Source organism: Tsukamurella sp. DT100 (genome assembly GCF_049844855.1).
In the GTDB taxonomy this organism is placed as follows: Bacteria; Actinomycetota; Actinomycetes; order Mycobacteriales; family Mycobacteriaceae; genus Tsukamurella.
The window spans coordinates 220,859-236,023 of record NZ_JBNCLV010000005.1 but is presented as its reverse complement, the minus strand read 5'-3'; the positions used below and the strand labels follow the sequence as shown (position 1 = coordinate 236,023).

The 15,165-nt window shown below is 72.5% G+C and carries 14 protein-coding genes and 1 pseudogene; 6 read left to right on the top strand and 9 right to left on the bottom strand.

Annotated features, from left to right (window positions below):
* Position 1: 1 nt before the first annotated feature.
* Entirely contained in the window at positions 2–337 is a 336-nt protein-coding gene (locus ACLQ3K_RS14275) for a hypothetical protein (protein WP_224647113.1), read from the bottom strand.
* A gap of 65 nt (positions 338–402) precedes the next feature.
* On the opposite strand from ACLQ3K_RS14275, the gene ACLQ3K_RS14270 reads away from it, so the two are divergent.
* Positions 403–738, top strand: a complete 336-nt coding sequence (locus ACLQ3K_RS14270) for an RNA polymerase-binding protein RbpA (RefSeq protein WP_068534369.1) — start codon at positions 403–405, stop codon at positions 736–738.
* A 68-nt stretch (positions 739–806) separates the two neighbouring features.
* On the opposite strand, the gene ACLQ3K_RS14265 is transcribed toward ACLQ3K_RS14270, so the two are convergent.
* The 6 genes from ACLQ3K_RS14265 to ACLQ3K_RS14240 all read right to left on the bottom strand — a co-directional run bounded on the left by ACLQ3K_RS14265 (position 807) and on the right by ACLQ3K_RS14240 (position 9,659).
* Positions 807–1,565 carry a polyprenol monophosphomannose synthase gene (locus ACLQ3K_RS14265; protein ID WP_415678480.1) on the bottom strand — a complete coding sequence of 253 codons (759 nt, stop codon included), beginning with the start codon at positions 1,563–1,565 and terminating at the stop codon, positions 807–809.
* A complete protein-coding gene (lnt, locus tag ACLQ3K_RS14260) occupies positions 1,562–3,097 on the bottom strand; it encodes an apolipoprotein N-acyltransferase (protein WP_426000135.1) in 1,536 nt (511 codons plus the stop codon). Before lnt ends, ACLQ3K_RS14265 begins: the two co-directional genes overlap by 4 nt.
* Positions 3,094–4,656 carry an amidohydrolase gene (locus ACLQ3K_RS14255; protein WP_426000133.1) on the bottom strand — a complete coding sequence of 521 codons (1,563 nt, stop codon included), beginning with the start codon at positions 4,654–4,656 and terminating at the stop codon, positions 3,094–3,096. The genes lnt and ACLQ3K_RS14255 overlap by 4 nt, the downstream gene beginning before the upstream one ends.
* Positions 4,657–4,674: 18 nt before the next feature.
* A complete protein-coding gene (locus ACLQ3K_RS14250) occupies positions 4,675–5,202 on the bottom strand; it encodes an FxsA family protein (protein ID WP_336670258.1) in 528 nt (175 codons plus the stop codon).
* Positions 5,203–5,314: 112 nt separating this feature from the next.
* Positions 5,315–8,887, bottom strand: a complete 3,573-nt coding sequence (gene cobN, locus ACLQ3K_RS14245; RefSeq protein WP_426000130.1) for a cobaltochelatase subunit CobN — start codon at positions 8,885–8,887, stop codon at positions 5,315–5,317.
* Positions 8,888–8,912: 25 nt separating this feature from the next.
* Complete coding sequence (locus ACLQ3K_RS14240) at positions 8,913–9,659, bottom strand: FadR/GntR family transcriptional regulator (protein ID WP_336670260.1); 747 nt, start codon at positions 9,657–9,659, stop codon at positions 8,913–8,915.
* A gap of 107 nt (positions 9,660–9,766) precedes the next feature.
* Here ACLQ3K_RS14240 and ACLQ3K_RS14235 point away from each other — a divergent pair, with 107 nt between their 5' ends.
* From ACLQ3K_RS14235 to ACLQ3K_RS14225, 3 genes are read left to right on the top strand one after another with little or no spacing between them, the layout of a single operon-like run.
* Complete coding sequence (locus ACLQ3K_RS14235) at positions 9,767–10,507, top strand: (Fe-S)-binding protein (RefSeq protein WP_426000128.1); 741 nt, start codon at positions 9,767–9,769, stop codon at positions 10,505–10,507.
* A gap of 44 nt (positions 10,508–10,551) precedes the next feature.
* On the top strand, positions 10,552–11,988 hold the full coding sequence (locus ACLQ3K_RS14230; protein WP_426000440.1) for a LutB/LldF family L-lactate oxidation iron-sulfur protein: 1,437 nt from the start codon (positions 10,552–10,554) through the stop codon (positions 11,986–11,988).
* A complete protein-coding gene (locus ACLQ3K_RS14225) occupies positions 11,985–12,623 on the top strand; it encodes a LutC/YkgG family protein (protein ID WP_426000126.1) in 639 nt (212 codons plus the stop codon). Before ACLQ3K_RS14230 ends, ACLQ3K_RS14225 begins: the two co-directional genes overlap by 4 nt.
* A 6-nt stretch (positions 12,624–12,629) precedes the next feature.
* On the opposite strand, the gene ACLQ3K_RS14220 is transcribed toward ACLQ3K_RS14225, so the two are convergent.
* Both ACLQ3K_RS14220 and ACLQ3K_RS14215 read right to left on the bottom strand, forming a co-directional pair.
* Positions 12,630–13,112, bottom strand: a complete 483-nt coding sequence (locus ACLQ3K_RS14220) for an FAS1-like dehydratase domain-containing protein (protein ID WP_224647126.1) — start codon at positions 13,110–13,112, stop codon at positions 12,630–12,632.
* Complete coding sequence (locus tag ACLQ3K_RS14215) at positions 13,109–13,726, bottom strand: TetR/AcrR family transcriptional regulator (RefSeq protein ID WP_224647128.1); 618 nt, start codon at positions 13,724–13,726, stop codon at positions 13,109–13,111. The genes ACLQ3K_RS14220 and ACLQ3K_RS14215 overlap by 4 nt, the downstream gene beginning before the upstream one ends.
* A 168-nt stretch (positions 13,727–13,894) precedes the next feature.
* On the opposite strand from ACLQ3K_RS14215, the gene ACLQ3K_RS14210 reads away from it, so the two are divergent.
* Complete coding sequence (locus ACLQ3K_RS14210; protein ID WP_224647129.1) at positions 13,895–14,959, top strand: beta-ketoacyl-ACP synthase 3; 1,065 nt, start codon at positions 13,895–13,897, stop codon at positions 14,957–14,959.
* Positions 14,956–15,105, top strand: a pseudogene (locus tag ACLQ3K_RS14205) (hypothetical protein); the annotation flags it as partial. The gene ACLQ3K_RS14210 and the pseudogene ACLQ3K_RS14205, both read left to right, overlap by 4 nt.
* Positions 15,106–15,165 lie beyond the last annotated feature (60 nt).

Below are 15,165 nucleotides of genomic sequence, written 5' to 3'. Positions count from 1 at the left end.
GTCAGCGCAGGCGTTCTGCGGCGCGCGCGGTCTCGACGAGCCGGTCCGCGAGCTCGGCGAGTTCGGCCGGCTCGGCGCCCTCGGCGATGGCGGTCCGCACGTCCTCCGCGGCGCATCTCACCTCGAACATACGCTCCCCGACCGACTCGGCCTCGTCCGCGGTGAGGACCACGGAATCCGGAGGCAACGAGGTACCGGCGAGGGCGTTGCGGGACTCGTAGGCGCGCTGCCGGCAGGACCGGCGGCAGTACTTGCGGGTGCGGCCCGGCCCCTCGGAGACCACCTCGCGCCCGCACCACGCACATGCGGCGGACCTGCGACGGCGAGCGGTGGTCATGGGCCGCAGTCTAGTGAACCGGGTAGACTGGGAATGTTCGGCGTAGGCATGAGGTTGGGAGAAGCATGGCAGATCGAGTTCTACGGGGCAGCCGCCTTGGCGCGGTGAGCTATGAGACGGATCGGGACCACGACCTCGCTCCGCGCCGGGTGGCGCGGTACCGCACGGACAACGGTGAGGAGTTCGACGTCCCGTTCGCGGACGACGCCGAGCTCCCCGGCACCTGGCTGTGCAAGAACGGGCTCGAGGGCACCCTGATCGACGGGGTCGCACCTGAGGAGAAGAAGGCGAAGCCGCCGCGCACGCACTGGGACATGCTGCTCGAGCGGCGGTCCGAGGGCGAGCTCGAGGAGCTCCTCAAGGAGCGGCTGGACCTGCTCAAGGCGCGGCGCGGTAAGTAACGCGAGGTTCGTCCGACGAACACGAAGGGTCCCGGATCACTCCGGGGCCCTTCGGCGTTCCTGCGGTCCTACTTGCCGCGCAGTTTCTGCAGCTTGCGCTTGCGGGCCCGGAAGCCCCACTTCGGCACCAGGGTGGCCGCCTCCTTGAAGATCGAGCCGCTCATCTTCGAGTCGCCGATCACCCGCTCGGTGAAGGTGATGGGCACCTCGACCACGGTGAAGCCGGCCTGCACGGCGCGCCAGGTCAGGTCGATCTGGAAGCTGTAGCCCAGCGACTCGACCTCGTCGAGGCCGAGGCCCTCCAGGGTCTCGCGGCGGAAGGCCTTGTAGCCGCCGGTGATGTCGCGAATGCGGGTGCCCAGCATGACCTGGCTGTACACGTTGCCGCCGCGCGAGATCAGCTGGCGCGAGAGCGGCCAGTTCACGGTCTTGCCGCCGAAGACGTAGCGGGAACCGATCACCAGGTCGGCGCCGGCGTCGATCGCGGCGAGGTGCCGCTCGAGCTGCTCCGGGGCGTGCGAGCCGTCGGCGTCCATTTCGACGATGACGCGGTAGTCGCGCTCCAGGGCCCACTTGAAGCCCGCGATGTAGGCGCCGCCGAGGCCGTTCTTCTCGGCCCGGTGCAGCACGTGGATCCGGGGATCCTCGGCCGCCAACGAGTCGGCGAGGTCGCCGGTCCCGTCGGGGCTGTTGTCGTCGACCACGAGCACGTCGACACCGGGCTGCGCGCGGTGCAGCCGGCCCACGATGAGCGGCAGGTTCTCCAGCTCGTTGTACGTGGGGATGATCACCAGCGTCTTCGACGACGGCGCTGACGTCTCACTCATGCAGGTTCCTCGGTCCGTGGGCGGGGCTGAAACAGACCTCCATCGTGCCTTATCGCCATCGCGATTCCGCAGAGGGTGGCCACGAGCAGTGCCACCTCGCCCCAATCCCCCAGTCGCGCGGCCGGGGTGAGGCCGTCGCGCAGGCGGATCGTCTCGACGAGGTGGTCGTTGGTCCAGATGCTCGTCTGCCGGGTCACCTCGCCGTCGGGGCGCACCAGGGCGCTCACCCCGGTGGTGGCCGCGACCACCACGTCGCGGTCCAGCTCGACGGCCCGGACGCGGGACATGCCGAGCTGCTGGTAGGTCATCCCGGTGCGGCCGAAGGTGGCGTTGTTGGTGGGCACGGTGAGCACCTGCGCGCCGTTCTCGACGGAGCCGCGCAGCGCCCGGTCGAAGGCCACCTCGTAGCAGGTGGCGACGCCGAGCGGGACGCCGTTCGGGCGCACCACGCCCGGCCCGCTGCCCGGGGTGAAATCGTTCGCGAGGTCGACGTAGTCGCTGAACAGGCGGAAGAAGTCCCTCATCGGCATGGTTTCGCCGAAGGGCTGCAGGATCGCCTTGTCGTGCCGCTCCAGCGGGCCGCTCGCGTCGATGAGGATCATGCTGTTGTAGTAGCGGCCGGTGCCGTCGTAGTGCACGGTGCCGACCAGGATGGGGGCGCCCACGTCGGCGGCCGCCGCGCGGATCCGGGCCGCGACATCCGGGTCGCGTTCCGGGGAGACGTCCGAGGAGTTCTCCGGCCAGATCACCACGTCGGGCTGCTTCTGGCGACCCTCCCGGACCTCGGTCGCGAGTCGGTGCGTCTCGGTCAGGTGGTTGGTGAGCACGGCCTCGCGCTGGGTCGCGACGTCCCAGCGCTGCTCCGGCACGTTCCCCTGGATCGCGGCGATGGTCACCTCGCGCCCCGCCGACGGTGCGCCGACGGCCGGCCACGCCGCCGCCGCGCCGATCGCGACGAGGGCGGCCGCGGCCGCGGGCAGCAGGAACGTCCGACGGTCCGCGCGACGGTACGCCGCGACGCCCGCGGCGGCGAGGGCCGCGCCGAGCAGCGCCACCACGAAGGACAGGCCGGGCGCGCCGATGTACCGAGCGAGGGCGAGCAGCGGACCGTCGGCCTGGCTGAAAGCGAGCCGGCCCCACGGGAAGCCGCCGAAGGGGAAGGAGGCGCGGGCCCACTCGGTCACGGAGAACGCCGCCGCGACCCAGACGGGGCCGCCGGGGGCGCGGGCCACGCGCGTCGCGATCAGCCCGAAGGCGCCGTAGTAGAGCGCGCAGGTGATCCCGAGGCCGATCCACGGGAGGGCTCCGACCATGGAGTCGATCCACTTCAGCAGCGGGATGAACAGGCCCAGACCGGCGAGGATGCCGTATCCGAAGCCGCCGCGGAGTGTCGGGCGCTCGCGGGTGGCGAGCACGGCGACGAGCACCGCGACGCCGACCGGCGCGAGCCACCACAGGCCCGCGGGCGGGAAGGCGAAGAACAGCGCGACGCCGGCGAGCAGCGCGGCTCCCCCGCGGACCAGGAGTGTCACGCCGCGAACACCGTCCGGCCGTCGACCACGGTGCGCTGGCAGCGGGGCAGGCGGGCGCCGGGCGCGAGGTCGGGCAGCGGCGCGACGCCGGCGCGGGGGTCGGTCGACCAGCGCTGCACGGCGTCCGACGGTGCGCGGACCACCAGCTCGTCGGCGTCCCACACCGCGAACGTCGCGGGCGCGCCGGGGACCAGGGTCCCGGCGACGCCGTCGCGGACTCCCCCGGCGCGCCAGGCGCCGCGGGTGGCGGCGGCGAACGCGGCGCGGGGCGAGACGGCGCTGCCCGGCGTGTGGTGCTGCGTCGCGGCACGGAGGGTGGCCCAGGGATCGAGCGGGGTGACGGGCGAATCCGAGGAGAAGGCGAGCGGCACGGCGTTCTTCGCGAGCAGGGCGAAGTCGTTGAGGGTCGCGGCACGCTCGGCGCCGAGGCGGCGCGCGTACATCCCGTCGGGGCCGCCCCACAGGGCGTCGAACTGCGGCTGCATCGAGGCGTTGACGCCCCAGTCGCCGAGTTTCGCGGCCTCGTCCGGTGTGACCATCTCCGCGTGCTCGATCCGGTGCCCGCAGGAGGCGACCCGCGGCCCGCCGAAGGCGTCGACGGCCGCCGCGAACGCGGCGACCACCCGGGCGACCGCCGCGTCGCCGATGGCGTGGAAGCCTGCCTGGATCCGGGCTCGGGTGCAGGCCAGGACGTGCGCGGTGACGGCGTCCTGGTCGAGGTAGGCGACGCCGGTCGACGGTGCGTCCGCGTACGGCGCGTGCAGCAGGGCGGTGCGGCTGCCGAGCGAGCCGTCGACGAAGAGGTCGCCGGCCAGGCCGTCCGCCCCGGTGCGGTAGATGATCGCGCGGGCGTGGTCGGCGTCGCGGGCGGCCTCGCCCCAATAGCGGCGCACGTGGACGCCGTGGTCGAGGGCGCCGAGGAGGGTGAAGTCGCGCTCCCCCGCGATGTCGGGCCCGCCGCACTCGTGGACGGCGGCGATACCGGCGGCCGCGGCGGCGTCGAGGGCGGCGGTCTGGGCGGCGGTGATCTGCGCGGCGGTGAGAGCGTCGGTGGCTGCCGCGCGGACGGCGTGGTGCGCGGCGGCGGTGAGCGGACCGTCGGGCGAGAAGCCGGCGAGGCCCTCCAGGCCGGGCGCGAGGGCGCGCAGCGCGGTGCTGGCCTGCGCGGAGTGCTCGTCGATGCGGGCCGCGTAGATCACGCGGTGCTCGTCGAGGTCGGTGCGCTGCAGCGGGCGTTCCCAGGTCGTGTCGTCCCATCCGCGGGCGATGACGGTGTCGCCGGAGGCGCCGGAGAGCGCCGCGCGGACGGCGTCGAGTCCGCCGGTGAGGTCGGGGCCGGTGAGCGCGAGGCCCGTCGCGGTCACGTGCACGTGGGTGTCGACGAAGGCGGGCGCGACGAAGGCGCCGGCGAGGTCGGTGACCTGCGCGTCCGGGTGCAGGGCCCGCGCCGCGCGATCCTCCCCGATCCAGCCGATCACCCCGTTCTCGACGGCGATCGCAGTGGCGGTGGTGGACGTGGGCGTGTAGATCCGCCCGCCGACGAGCAGTTCGGTGGTCACGAAGGACCAGTCTGCCAACTACGGGGCGGGCGGCAACTCGCGGTACCCCGGGCGCGGTCCCGGGCCGCCGAAGTCGACCACGGGCTCGGCCGGCGTGCGCTGGTCGGTGACCACGTCACCGTCGACGACGGTGCCGTAGCCGCGCGGCTGGCCGGCGAGGACCGTGACCAGGCCGGACTCCTCGACGAAGGACGCGACGCGCTTGGCGCCGACGTACGCGACCGCGGGCCGGACCACCGCGCGCACCGGCTTGACCAACAGCAGCAGGCCGAGGGCGGTGCTCACCACGCCGGGCACGGCGAGCAGGAAGACGGCCGCCGCGAGGATCGCAGTGTCCATCAGCGCGGGGCCCGCGGACCGCTGCCCGTCGAGGGCCTCTCCGAGGTCGCGGAGCACGCCCGCGGCGGTCCGGCGCAGCATGAGCACGCCGAGCACGGTGGCGCCGATCATCGCCAGCACGGCCCAGCCGAAGCCGAGCCAGGACACCAGCCCGGCGAACGCCGCGATCTCCACGACGATGTAGGTCAGGAACGCGAAGAGCTTCATACCGGTACAACGGGCGAACCGGGCGAATGGTTCCCGGCCCCCTCGCAATTGAACGACGTTTTGGAGAGGAAACCCGCAGGTGGCGTTCTCCAAAACGACGTTCAATCGGGGATCAGCGGTCCTCGAGGTCGCCTTCGGTGTCGAGGTAGGCCTGCTGGAGGGCGGCGAGGAGCTCGGGGTCCGGGGATTTCCACAGCTCGCGCTGCGAGGCCTCCAGGAGCCGCTCGGCGATGCCGTGCAGCGCCCACGGGTTGGACTCCTCCATGAACTTCCGGTTCTCGGGATCGAGGACGTAGTTCTCGGTGAGCTTCTCGTACATCCAGTCGGCCATCACGCCGGCGGTGGCGTCGAAGCCGAAGAGGTAGTCGACCGTCGCGGCCATCTCGAAGGCGCCCTTGTAGCCGTGCCGGCGCATCGCCGCCATCCACCGCGGGTTCACGACGCGGGCGCGGAAGACGCGGTTCGTCTCCTCGCTCAGCGTGCGCGTCCGCACCGCGTCCGGCCGGGTCGAGTCGCCGACGTAGGCCTCGGGGTCCGAACCGGTGAGGTGACGGACCGTCGCGACCATGCCGCCGTGGTACTGGAAGTAGTCGTCCGAGTCGGCGATGTCGTGCTCGCGAGTGTCGATGTTCTTCGCCGCGACGTTGATCCGCCGGTACGCGGCGCGCATGTCGTCGGCGGCCGGCGCACCGTCGAGCCCGCGGCCGTAGGCGTAGCCGCCCCAGGCCGTGTAGACCTCGGCGAGGTCGGCGTCGCTGCGCCAGTTCTTCGAGTCGATGAGCTGCAACAGGCCGGCGCCGTAGGTGCCGGGCTTGGAGCCGAACACCCGCGTGGTGGCCCGACGGGGATCGCCGTGGTCCGCGAGCGCGGCGCGGGTGTGCGCGGCGACGAAGTTGGAGTCGTCCGGCTCGTCGAGCTGCGCCACCAGCTGCACGGCGTCGTCGAGCATCGCCACGACGTGCGGGAAGGCGTCGCGGAAGAAGCCGGAGATGCGGACGGTGACGTCGATGCGCGGGCGGCCGAGCTCCTCCAGTCCGATGACCTCGAGGCCGGACACGCGCCGGGACTGCTCGTCCCACACGGGCGTGACGCCGAGCAGCGCCAGCACCTCGGCGATGTCGTCGCCGGCGGTACGCATGGCCGACGTGCCCCACACCGACAGCCCCACCGACTTCGGGTACTCGCCGTGCTCGCCGCAGTACCGCGAGACCAGCGAGGCGGCCAGCTCCTGCCCCGTCGCCCAGGCGAGCCGCGAGGGCACCGCCTTCGGGTCCACGGAGTAGAAGTTGCGGCCGGTCGGCAGCACGTTGATCAGCCCGCGCAGCGGCGAGCCCGACGGGCCCGCGGGCACGAAGCCGCCGGCGAGCGCGCGCAGCACGTGGTCGAGCTCGTCGCCGGTGCGGCGCAGTCGGGGCACGACCTCGGTCGCCGCGAAGTCCAGGATCTTGGCCACGGCCGGGTCGTCCGTGAGGCCCGGCATCGCCGACGGTGCCCAGTCGGCGGCCGCGGCGGCGACGACGAGCTCGCGGGCGCGGGCCTCGAACTCGTCCGTCCTCGCCTTCGACGCGGTGCCGTCCTCCTCCAGGCCCAGCGCCTCGCGCAGGCCCGGCGTGTGCACGGAGCCCGCCCACATCTGCTTGGCCCGGAGCATGGCGAGCACGAGGTCGGTCTCCGCGTCGCCCGACGGTGCCGCGCCCAGGATGTGCAGGCCGTCGCGGATCTGGACGTCCTTGATCTCGCACAGCCAGCCGTCGACGTGCAGGATCATGTCGTCGAAGGCGTCCTCGTCGGGCTGGTTCTCCAGGCCGAGGTCGTGATCGAGCTTCGCCGCCTGCAGCAGCGTCCAGATCTGCTGCCGGATCATCGGCAGCTTCGCCGGGTCCAGGCTCTGCACGTTGGCGTATTCGTCTAGGTGCTGCTCCAGCCGCGCGATGTCGCCGTAGCTCTCCGCGCGCGCCATCGGCGGGATGAGGTGGTCGACGAGCACGGCGTGCGCGCGGCGCTTGGCCTGCGTGCCCTCGCCCGGGTCGTTGACCAGGAACGGGTAGATCAGCGGCAGGTCGCCGAGCGCGGCGTCGGTGCCGCACGAGGCGGACATGCCGAGCGTCTTGCCGGGCAGCCATTCCAGGTTGCCGTGCTTGCCGAGGTGGATGACCGCGTCGGCGCCGAAGCCGTGCTCGCGGTCGGCGAGCCAGCGGTAGCTCGCCAGGTAGTGGTGGCTGGGCGGCAGGTCCGGGTCGTGGTAGATCGCGACGGGGTTCTCGCCGAAGCCGCGCGGCGGCTGCACCATGACGGTGAGGTTCCCGAACCGCAGCGCGGCGATCGCGATATCGCCCGAGCCGGTGGTGAACAGCGAGCCGGGCGCCTCGCCCCAGTGCTCGATCACCGCGTCGCGCAGGTCCTGCGGGAGCGTCGCGAACCAGGCGCGGTAGGTCGCGGGGTCGACGGTGACCTCGCTCCCGTCGAGCCGCTCGTCGGAGAGCCAGTCCGGATCCTGGCCGCCACGGGCGATGACGGCGTGGATGAAGGCGTCGGAGTCGTCGGCCTCGAGCCCGGGGATGTCCGACGGTGCGCCGACGTCGTAGCCCGCGTCCGCGAGGCGACGGATCAGTTCCAGCGCCGACTGCGGCGTATCCAGGCCGACGGCGTTGCCGATGCGGGCGTGCTTGGTGGGGTACGCCGAGAGCATGAGCGCGATCTTCTTGTCCGCGTTCGGAATGGAGCGCAGCCGCGCGTGCCGCAGCGCGAGGCCCGCGACCCGGTCGGCGCGCTCGGCGTCCGGGACGTACGCGGGCAGCCCGTCGTCGCCGATCTCCTTGAAGGAGAAGGGCACGGTGATGATCCGGCCGTCGAACTCCGGGATCGCGACCTGTGTCGCCACGTCGAGCGGGCTGAGGCCGTCGTCGCTGCCCTCCCACTGCTCGCGGGAGGTGGTGAGCGCCAGGGCCTGCAGGATCGGGATGTCGAGCGCGGCGAGGCGGCCCACGTCCCAGGACTCGTCGTCGCCGCCGGCCGCGGCACCGGCGGCGTTGACGCCGCCCGCGGCGAGCACCGTGACGACCAGGGAGTCGAGCGTGCTGAGCTCGGCGAAGAGGGCGTCGTCGGCGGTGCGCAGCGAGGCGCAGAAGATCGGCACCGCCACGGCGCCGCGCGCTTCGATCGCCGTGGCGAGCGCGTCGATGTAGGCGGTGTTGCCCGCGAGGTGCTGGGCGCGGTAGTACAGCACGCCGATCCGCGGGCCGTCCTGCGCCGCCGCGGGCCGGTCCACGATCCCCCACTGCGGCGCCGCAACCGGGGGCTCGAAGCCGTCGCCGGTGAGCAGCACCGTATCCGAGAGGAAGTGGTACAGCTGCGCCAGATTGTCGGGGCCACCCTCGGCGAGGTAGGCGTGTGCCTGGGTGGCGACGCCGGCGGCCACCGTCGAGGCCTCCATGAGGTCGGCGTCGGGCGCCTGCTCCCCCGAGACCACGACGACCGGCTTCCCGCTGGCCGCCAGCGCGTCGAGGCCGCTCTCCCAGTAGCGGCGGCCGCCGAGGATGCGCACCAGCACGATGTCGGCACCGTCGAGCAGGCCGGGGAGGTCGAGCTCCACGCTGATCCGCGCGGGGTTGGCCCAGCGGTAGTCGGCGCCGCTGGCCTTCGCGCTGAGGAGGTCGGTGTCCGAGGTGGAGAGGAGAAGGATCACCTCACCAACCCTAGTGGGCGCCGATTCAGACGATCGTGCCCGAGTGCAGTCCGGGCAGGCGACCGTACGCGCCGCGGATGTGCGCCTCCGTGAGCTCGGCGGCGCGGGCGGAGTCCCCCGCCTCGATCGCGGCCAGGATCGCCCGGTGCTCCTCCTGCAGGACCGCGGTGAGCGCCGGCCAGTCGTCGATCTCCTCGAACGCGGCGAGGATCCCCGGGCGGAGGGCGCCGCGGATGGCGACCGTCACCGTCGTGACGAGGCGGTTCCCGCAGGCCTCGGCGATCGCGGTGTGGAAATCGGTGTCGGCGTCGTTGAAGGCGGCGCGGTCGTCGCCGGCGGCATCCATCGCGGCGAGCGCGGCGCGGACCGGCGCCAGCGCCGCGGTCTCGGCGTCGCGGGCCGCGAGCGAGACCGAGGACCGCTCGAGGAGGACGCGCGCTTCGACGACCTCGGGGAACTCGAAGTTGCTGAGGGCCATGTGCAGGCGCAGGAAGTGGGAGAGGGAATCGGCGGGCACGGCGCTGACGAAGGTGCCCGCGCGGGGCCCGCTGCCGGTGCCGGACGTGACGACGCCCTGCGCCTCCAGCACGCGCAACGCCTCCCGGACCGCCGGCCGGCTCACCTCCAGTCGCGCCGCCAGGTCGCGCTCGGCGGGCAGCGCGTCACCGACGCGGAGCGAGCCCGCCAGGATCTGCTCCTCGATCGCGCTGATGACCAGGTGGTACGTGCGGGTGCGAGCGACGGGCCGCCAGTCCGGTGGGTCGAGCGTCATGTCCCTCAGCCTTCCACGGGGAGCGTGCGTCGGTTGACATGTGGTCCCCGTCACCCTACCTTCGATTCTGTGGTCAGACCACACGACATCGACCGGACGGAGGCCTCGTGAAAGTCGCGTTGTTCGCCACGTGCTTCAACGACACGATGTGGCCCGAGACCCCGAAGGCCGTGGTCCGACTGCTGCGACGCCTCGGCGTCGACGTCGAGTTCCCGCAGGCCCAGACGTGCTGCGGCCAGATTTTCACCAACACCGGGTACGCCGACGAAGCGATCCCCGGCGTCCGGCGCTTCGTCGACGTCTTCGCCGGCTACGACGCCGTCGTCGCCCCGTCGGGATCGTGCGTCGGGTCCGTGCGGCACCAGCACGCGAGCCTCGCGGACCGCGCCGGCGACCGCGGGCTCCGGACCGCCGTCGACGAGCTGACGCCCCGGGTTCACGAGCTCAGCGAGTTCCTCGTGGATGTCCTCGGCGTGACCGACGTGGGCGCCTACTTCCCGCACCGCGTGACCTACCACCCCACGTGCCACTCGCTGCGCATGCTCCGCGTCGGCGACCGCCCGCTGCGCCTGCTCCGCGCGGTCCGCGGCATCGACCTCGTGGAGCTCCCCGACGCCGACCAGTGCTGCGGCTTCGGCGGCACCTTCGCCATGAAGAACGCCGACGTCTCCGTGGCGATGGGCCTGGACAAGACCGGACGCGTCCGGGACACCGGCGCCGAGTACCTCGTCGCCGGCGACAACTCCTGCCTCGCGCACATCGGCGGGCTCATGTCCCGCACCGGCGACCGCACGCGCACCGTCCACCTCGCCGAGATCCTGGCGTCCACGGAAGGGGCCCCGCGGTGACCACCGGACATCCGCACGTCGGCGTGACCGGCACGTTCGTCGGCATGCCCAAGTTCCCGGACGCCGCCCGGGAGGCACTGGGCGACACCACGCTGCGCCGCAACCTGGCGCACGCCACGAAGGTCATCCGCGGCAAGCGCGCGTCCGTGGTCGGCGAGCTCGACGACTGGGAGGAGCTGCGCGACGCGGCCGAGGCGATCAAGAACCGCACCCTGCGGCACCTCGACCACTACCTCGAACAGTTCGAGGCCAACGCCACCGCCGCGGGCGCGGTCGTGCACTGGGCCCGCGACGCCGAGGAGGCGAACCGGATCGTCATCGAGCTGGTGCGCGCCGCCGGCGCCGAGGAGGTGGTGAAGGTGAAGTCCATGGCCACCCAGGAGATCGAGCTCAACGAGGCCTTGGCCGCCGCCGGGATCGACGCCTGGGAGACCGACCTCGCGGAGCTCATCGTGCAGCTCGGCGAGGACTGGCCGAGCCACATCCTGGTGCCCGCGATCCACCGCAACCGCACCGAGGTGCGCGACATCTTCCGGCGCCGGATGAAGGAGGTCGGCCGCCCCGCCCCCGACGACCTCACCGACGAGCCCGCCCGGCTCGCCGAGGCCGCGCGCCTGCACCTGCGGGAGAAGTTCCTCCGCGCCGAAGTCGGCGTGAGCGGAGCGAACTTCGCGATCGCCGAGACCGGCGGCCTCGTAGTGGTGGAGTCCGAGGGCAACGGCCGCATGTGCCTCACGCTGCCGAAGACCCTCATCTCGGTGGTGGGCATCGAGAAGATCCTGCCGACCTTCGACGACCTCGAGGTCTTCCTGCAGGTGCTCCCCCGCTCCAGCACGGGCGAGCGCGAGAACCCGTACACCTCGATCTGGACCGGGCCCTCCGGCGACGGCGACGGGCCGGAGGCCGTGCACATCGTGCTGCTCGACAACCATCGCACCGACGTCCTCGCCGACGAGGTGGGTCGCTCCGCCCTGCGCTGCATCCGTTGCTCCGCGTGCCTGAACGTCTGCCCCGTGTACGAGCGGGTCGGCGGCCACAGCTACGGCTCCGTCTATCCCGGCCCCATCGGCGCGATCCTGACGCCGCAGCTGCGTGGCACGTCGTCCGCGGTCGACGCCTCGCTGCCCTACGCCTCCACGCTCTGCGGCGCCTGCTTCGACGCCTGCCCCGTGAAGATCCCCATCCCGGACCTGCTGGTCCACCTGCGGACCCGGGTGGTCGACGAGGCGCGCGGCGGCGTCCCCAAGCCCGAGGCCGCCGCGATGAAGGGTGCGGCGTGGATGTTCGGCAGCGCCGGCAGGCTCGGCGCGGCGCAACGAGTGGCGACCCTCGGTGGCCGGATCTTCCGCCGTCGCACGACGTTCGGCAAGCTCCCGGGTCCGATGCACGGCTGGAGCGCCGAGCGCGACACCCCCGTCCCGCCGACGGAGACCTTCCGGCAGTGGTGGGCCCGCGAACACGAGGGAGGCGACGGCCGATGACCGCACGCGAGGAGATCCTCGGCCGCGTACGCGCCGCGCTCGCCGACGTCGGCGACCGCGACACCGCCGAAACCCCGATCCCCTGGACGTACGGCCGGCCCGTCGGGACGGGCGACCTCGACGTCGTCGACCGGTTCGCGGAACGGGTGGCCGACTACCGCGCCCAGGTCCGACGGTGCGCCGCCCCCGATCTCGGCGCGACGGTGCGCGAGCTGCTCGGGCCGATCGACGGGGCGGCGGATGTACTCGGCGATGCCGTGGTGCGGGACCTGGTGCCCGGCCCGCTCCCCTGGCTCGACGACGACGGCCTCTCGCCGTACCGGCTCGACGCCGCCGCTGCCGTGGTGACCACCGCCACCGTCGGGATCGCCAACACCGGGACGATCGTGCTCGACCACGGCCCGGGCCAGGGGCGCCGGGCCGTCACCCTGGTGCCAGACGTGCACGTCTGCATCGTCCACGCCGACCGGATCGTCGACGACGTCCCCGCGGCGGTCGCGCGGCTACGGGACACCGGCGTCCACATCCGCCCGCTCACCTGGATCAGCGGGCCCAGCGCGACGAGCGACATCGAGCTGGACCGCGTGGAGGGCGTGCACGGCCCCCGGAACCTGCGGGTGATCGTCGTCGAGTGAGCGCGTTCAGAGCACGGCGTCGTGCATGACGATGCCGGGAGCGGCCGCGTCGACGAGGTCGGTGTTCGCCTCGTCGCCGCCGGCATAGGCGACGACGCTCGACGTCTCGATCCGGGTCTCGCCGCCGACGCGCACGACGCAGTCCACGGTGAACAGGTCGATCCCGGCTCGCGTCACGCGGTCGGAGATCCGGGCTCCCAGCGACGCGACGTCGCCGATCCGGATCGGCGTCACCTGGCGGACCGTCTGGGAGACGTGCAGCAGCCGGCCGACGTTGAACTGCTCGATCTGTTCCGCCAGCAGCCGCGCGGCCACCTTGAACACCGGATCCGCCACGATGAGCGGCGGGACGGGCGTGTCCCGCGGGATGATCCGGCTGCTCGCGTACGGGACGTGCGGCGATCGGGTGGCCCGGCCATACGACCGCAGTCCCTCGGAATCGACGGAGTAGCAGTCGTCCAGCCAGTGGGTGTAGTCGCCGTCGGTCATTCGGCGACTGTAGCGCCCCGCACCACGTCGGGAGCCGCCATCGTCAGGTCGAGCAGGGCCATCATCGAGTGGTAGACGTCGGTGAGCGGATAGATGTCGCGGGCGGCGCGGGCCCGGGCGACCGCGCCCTCGATCGAGCTCATGAAGACGGAGGCGAAGACGAGCGCGCCGCGCTCCTCGACCCCGTAATCGACCAGCGCGGAGGCGAACCGGCGCTCGCACTCGGTGTACGCGGCGGTGGCGGCGTCCTGCACGCGGGGCGCGCCGTCGGCCAGGGCGGCCGCCAGGAGCGGACACCCGACCTGGAACTCGGAGCGGACCAGCACCCGCTTCCACAGCTCGATGAACCGGCCGATCCACTCGTGCGGCTCGCCCTTGCTGGTCGCGGCGTCGATGTACCGGAGCAGGCGGCGGCCCGCGAGCGACGTGGACGCCTCCACGAGCTCGGCCTTGCCGCCGGGGAAGTACTGGTACAGCGAGTTCTTGGAAGCCTGCGACTGCGCGGTGAGTTCGGCGAGGCCGGCGTCGGCGAAGCCGTGGCGTCCGACCAGGTTGAGCGCGGTGTTGACCAGTCGCACGCGGGGGCGGGGGCGCGGCTTCGGGGCGGTGGGCATCGTGGCCGGACCCTCCTCGACTCTTCGGAAACAGCGGACGTCCACCGAAGTGGAGTCCGCCACGCGGCGTGGCGGCGCTTGTTTGAACCGCTCGGTTCATGTTACCAATGACGGGTCGATGAACCGAATGGTTCATCCGCGCCACCCCTCGAACGGAGTACCTCACGCATGACCGCCCCCGCCCGGATCGCCCCTCCCGCCCCCGCTGAGCAGTCGAACGTCAGCTACCTCGGGATCGGCGCGTACCGACCGCGGCGCGTGGTGCCCAACTCCGAGATCGTCGACAAGATCGACTCGAGCGACGAGTGGATCAAGACCCGTTCGGGCATCGAGTCGCGGCACTTCGCCGAGGACGACGAGACGATCCTGTCGATGTCGGTCAAGGCCGCCGAGCGTGCGATCACGGCCGCCGGCATCGATCCCCAGCTGGTCGACTGCGTCATCTCCGCGACGAACACCCGCCTGGAGCTGGGCCCCTCGCTCGCCCCGCAGATCGCCAAGGAGCTGGGCCGCGTCGGCGTCCCCGCGTTCGACATCACCGCCGGCTGCTCCGGCTTCACCACCGCCGCCGCCGTCGGCACCGACCTGATCCGCGCCGGCACCGCGAAGTACGTCGTGGTCGTGGGCGTCGAGCGCCTCTCCGATCTCATCTCGCCCGAGGACCGCACCTGCGCGTTCATCTTCGCCGACGGTGCCGGCGCGGCCGTGCTCGGACCGTCCGAGGAGGTGGGCGTCTCCCAGGTGTCGTGGGGCGCCGACGGCGACTTCACCACCGCGATCTTCCAGGACAAGGACTTCGGCACGTACTTCGACGAGGTCCACGCCTTCCGGGACGACACCACGACCGAGGCGCCCGTCCGCCCGTTCCTGCGCATGGAGGGCCGCAAGGTCTTCCGCTGGGCCGCGACCGCGCTGCTCCCCGCGTGCCAGGAGGCGCTCAAGCTCGCCGGCCTCACCTCGAAGGACATCGACGTCTTCGTGCCGCACCAGGCCAACCTGCGGATCACCCAGGTGCTCATCAAGGCGCTCGAGTTGCGCGACGACTGCGTGGTCGCCGAGGACATCGTGACCACCGGCAACACCTCCGCGGCGTCGATCCCGCTCGCCGTCGAGGAGCTCCTGCGCACCGGCAAGGCGAAGCCCGGCCAGACCGCGCTCGTCATGGCCTTCGGCTCCGGCCTGGCCTACGCCGGCCACGTCATCACCCTGCCGCCGGTCCACTTCGAGGACTGATCGTCCTGCAGCCGAAGCAACCCGACGCCTGCCCGGGGGTCCTGCGACCGCACGCCGCGGCCGACGGTGCCCTGGTCCGGGTCCGGCTGCCCGGCGGAGCGCTCGAACCCGCTCAGCTCGTCGCCCTCGCGGAACTCGCCGGTGACGAGCCGATCGAGCTGACCTCGCGCGGCAACGTCCAGCTGCGCGGCGTCGCCGACCTCGAC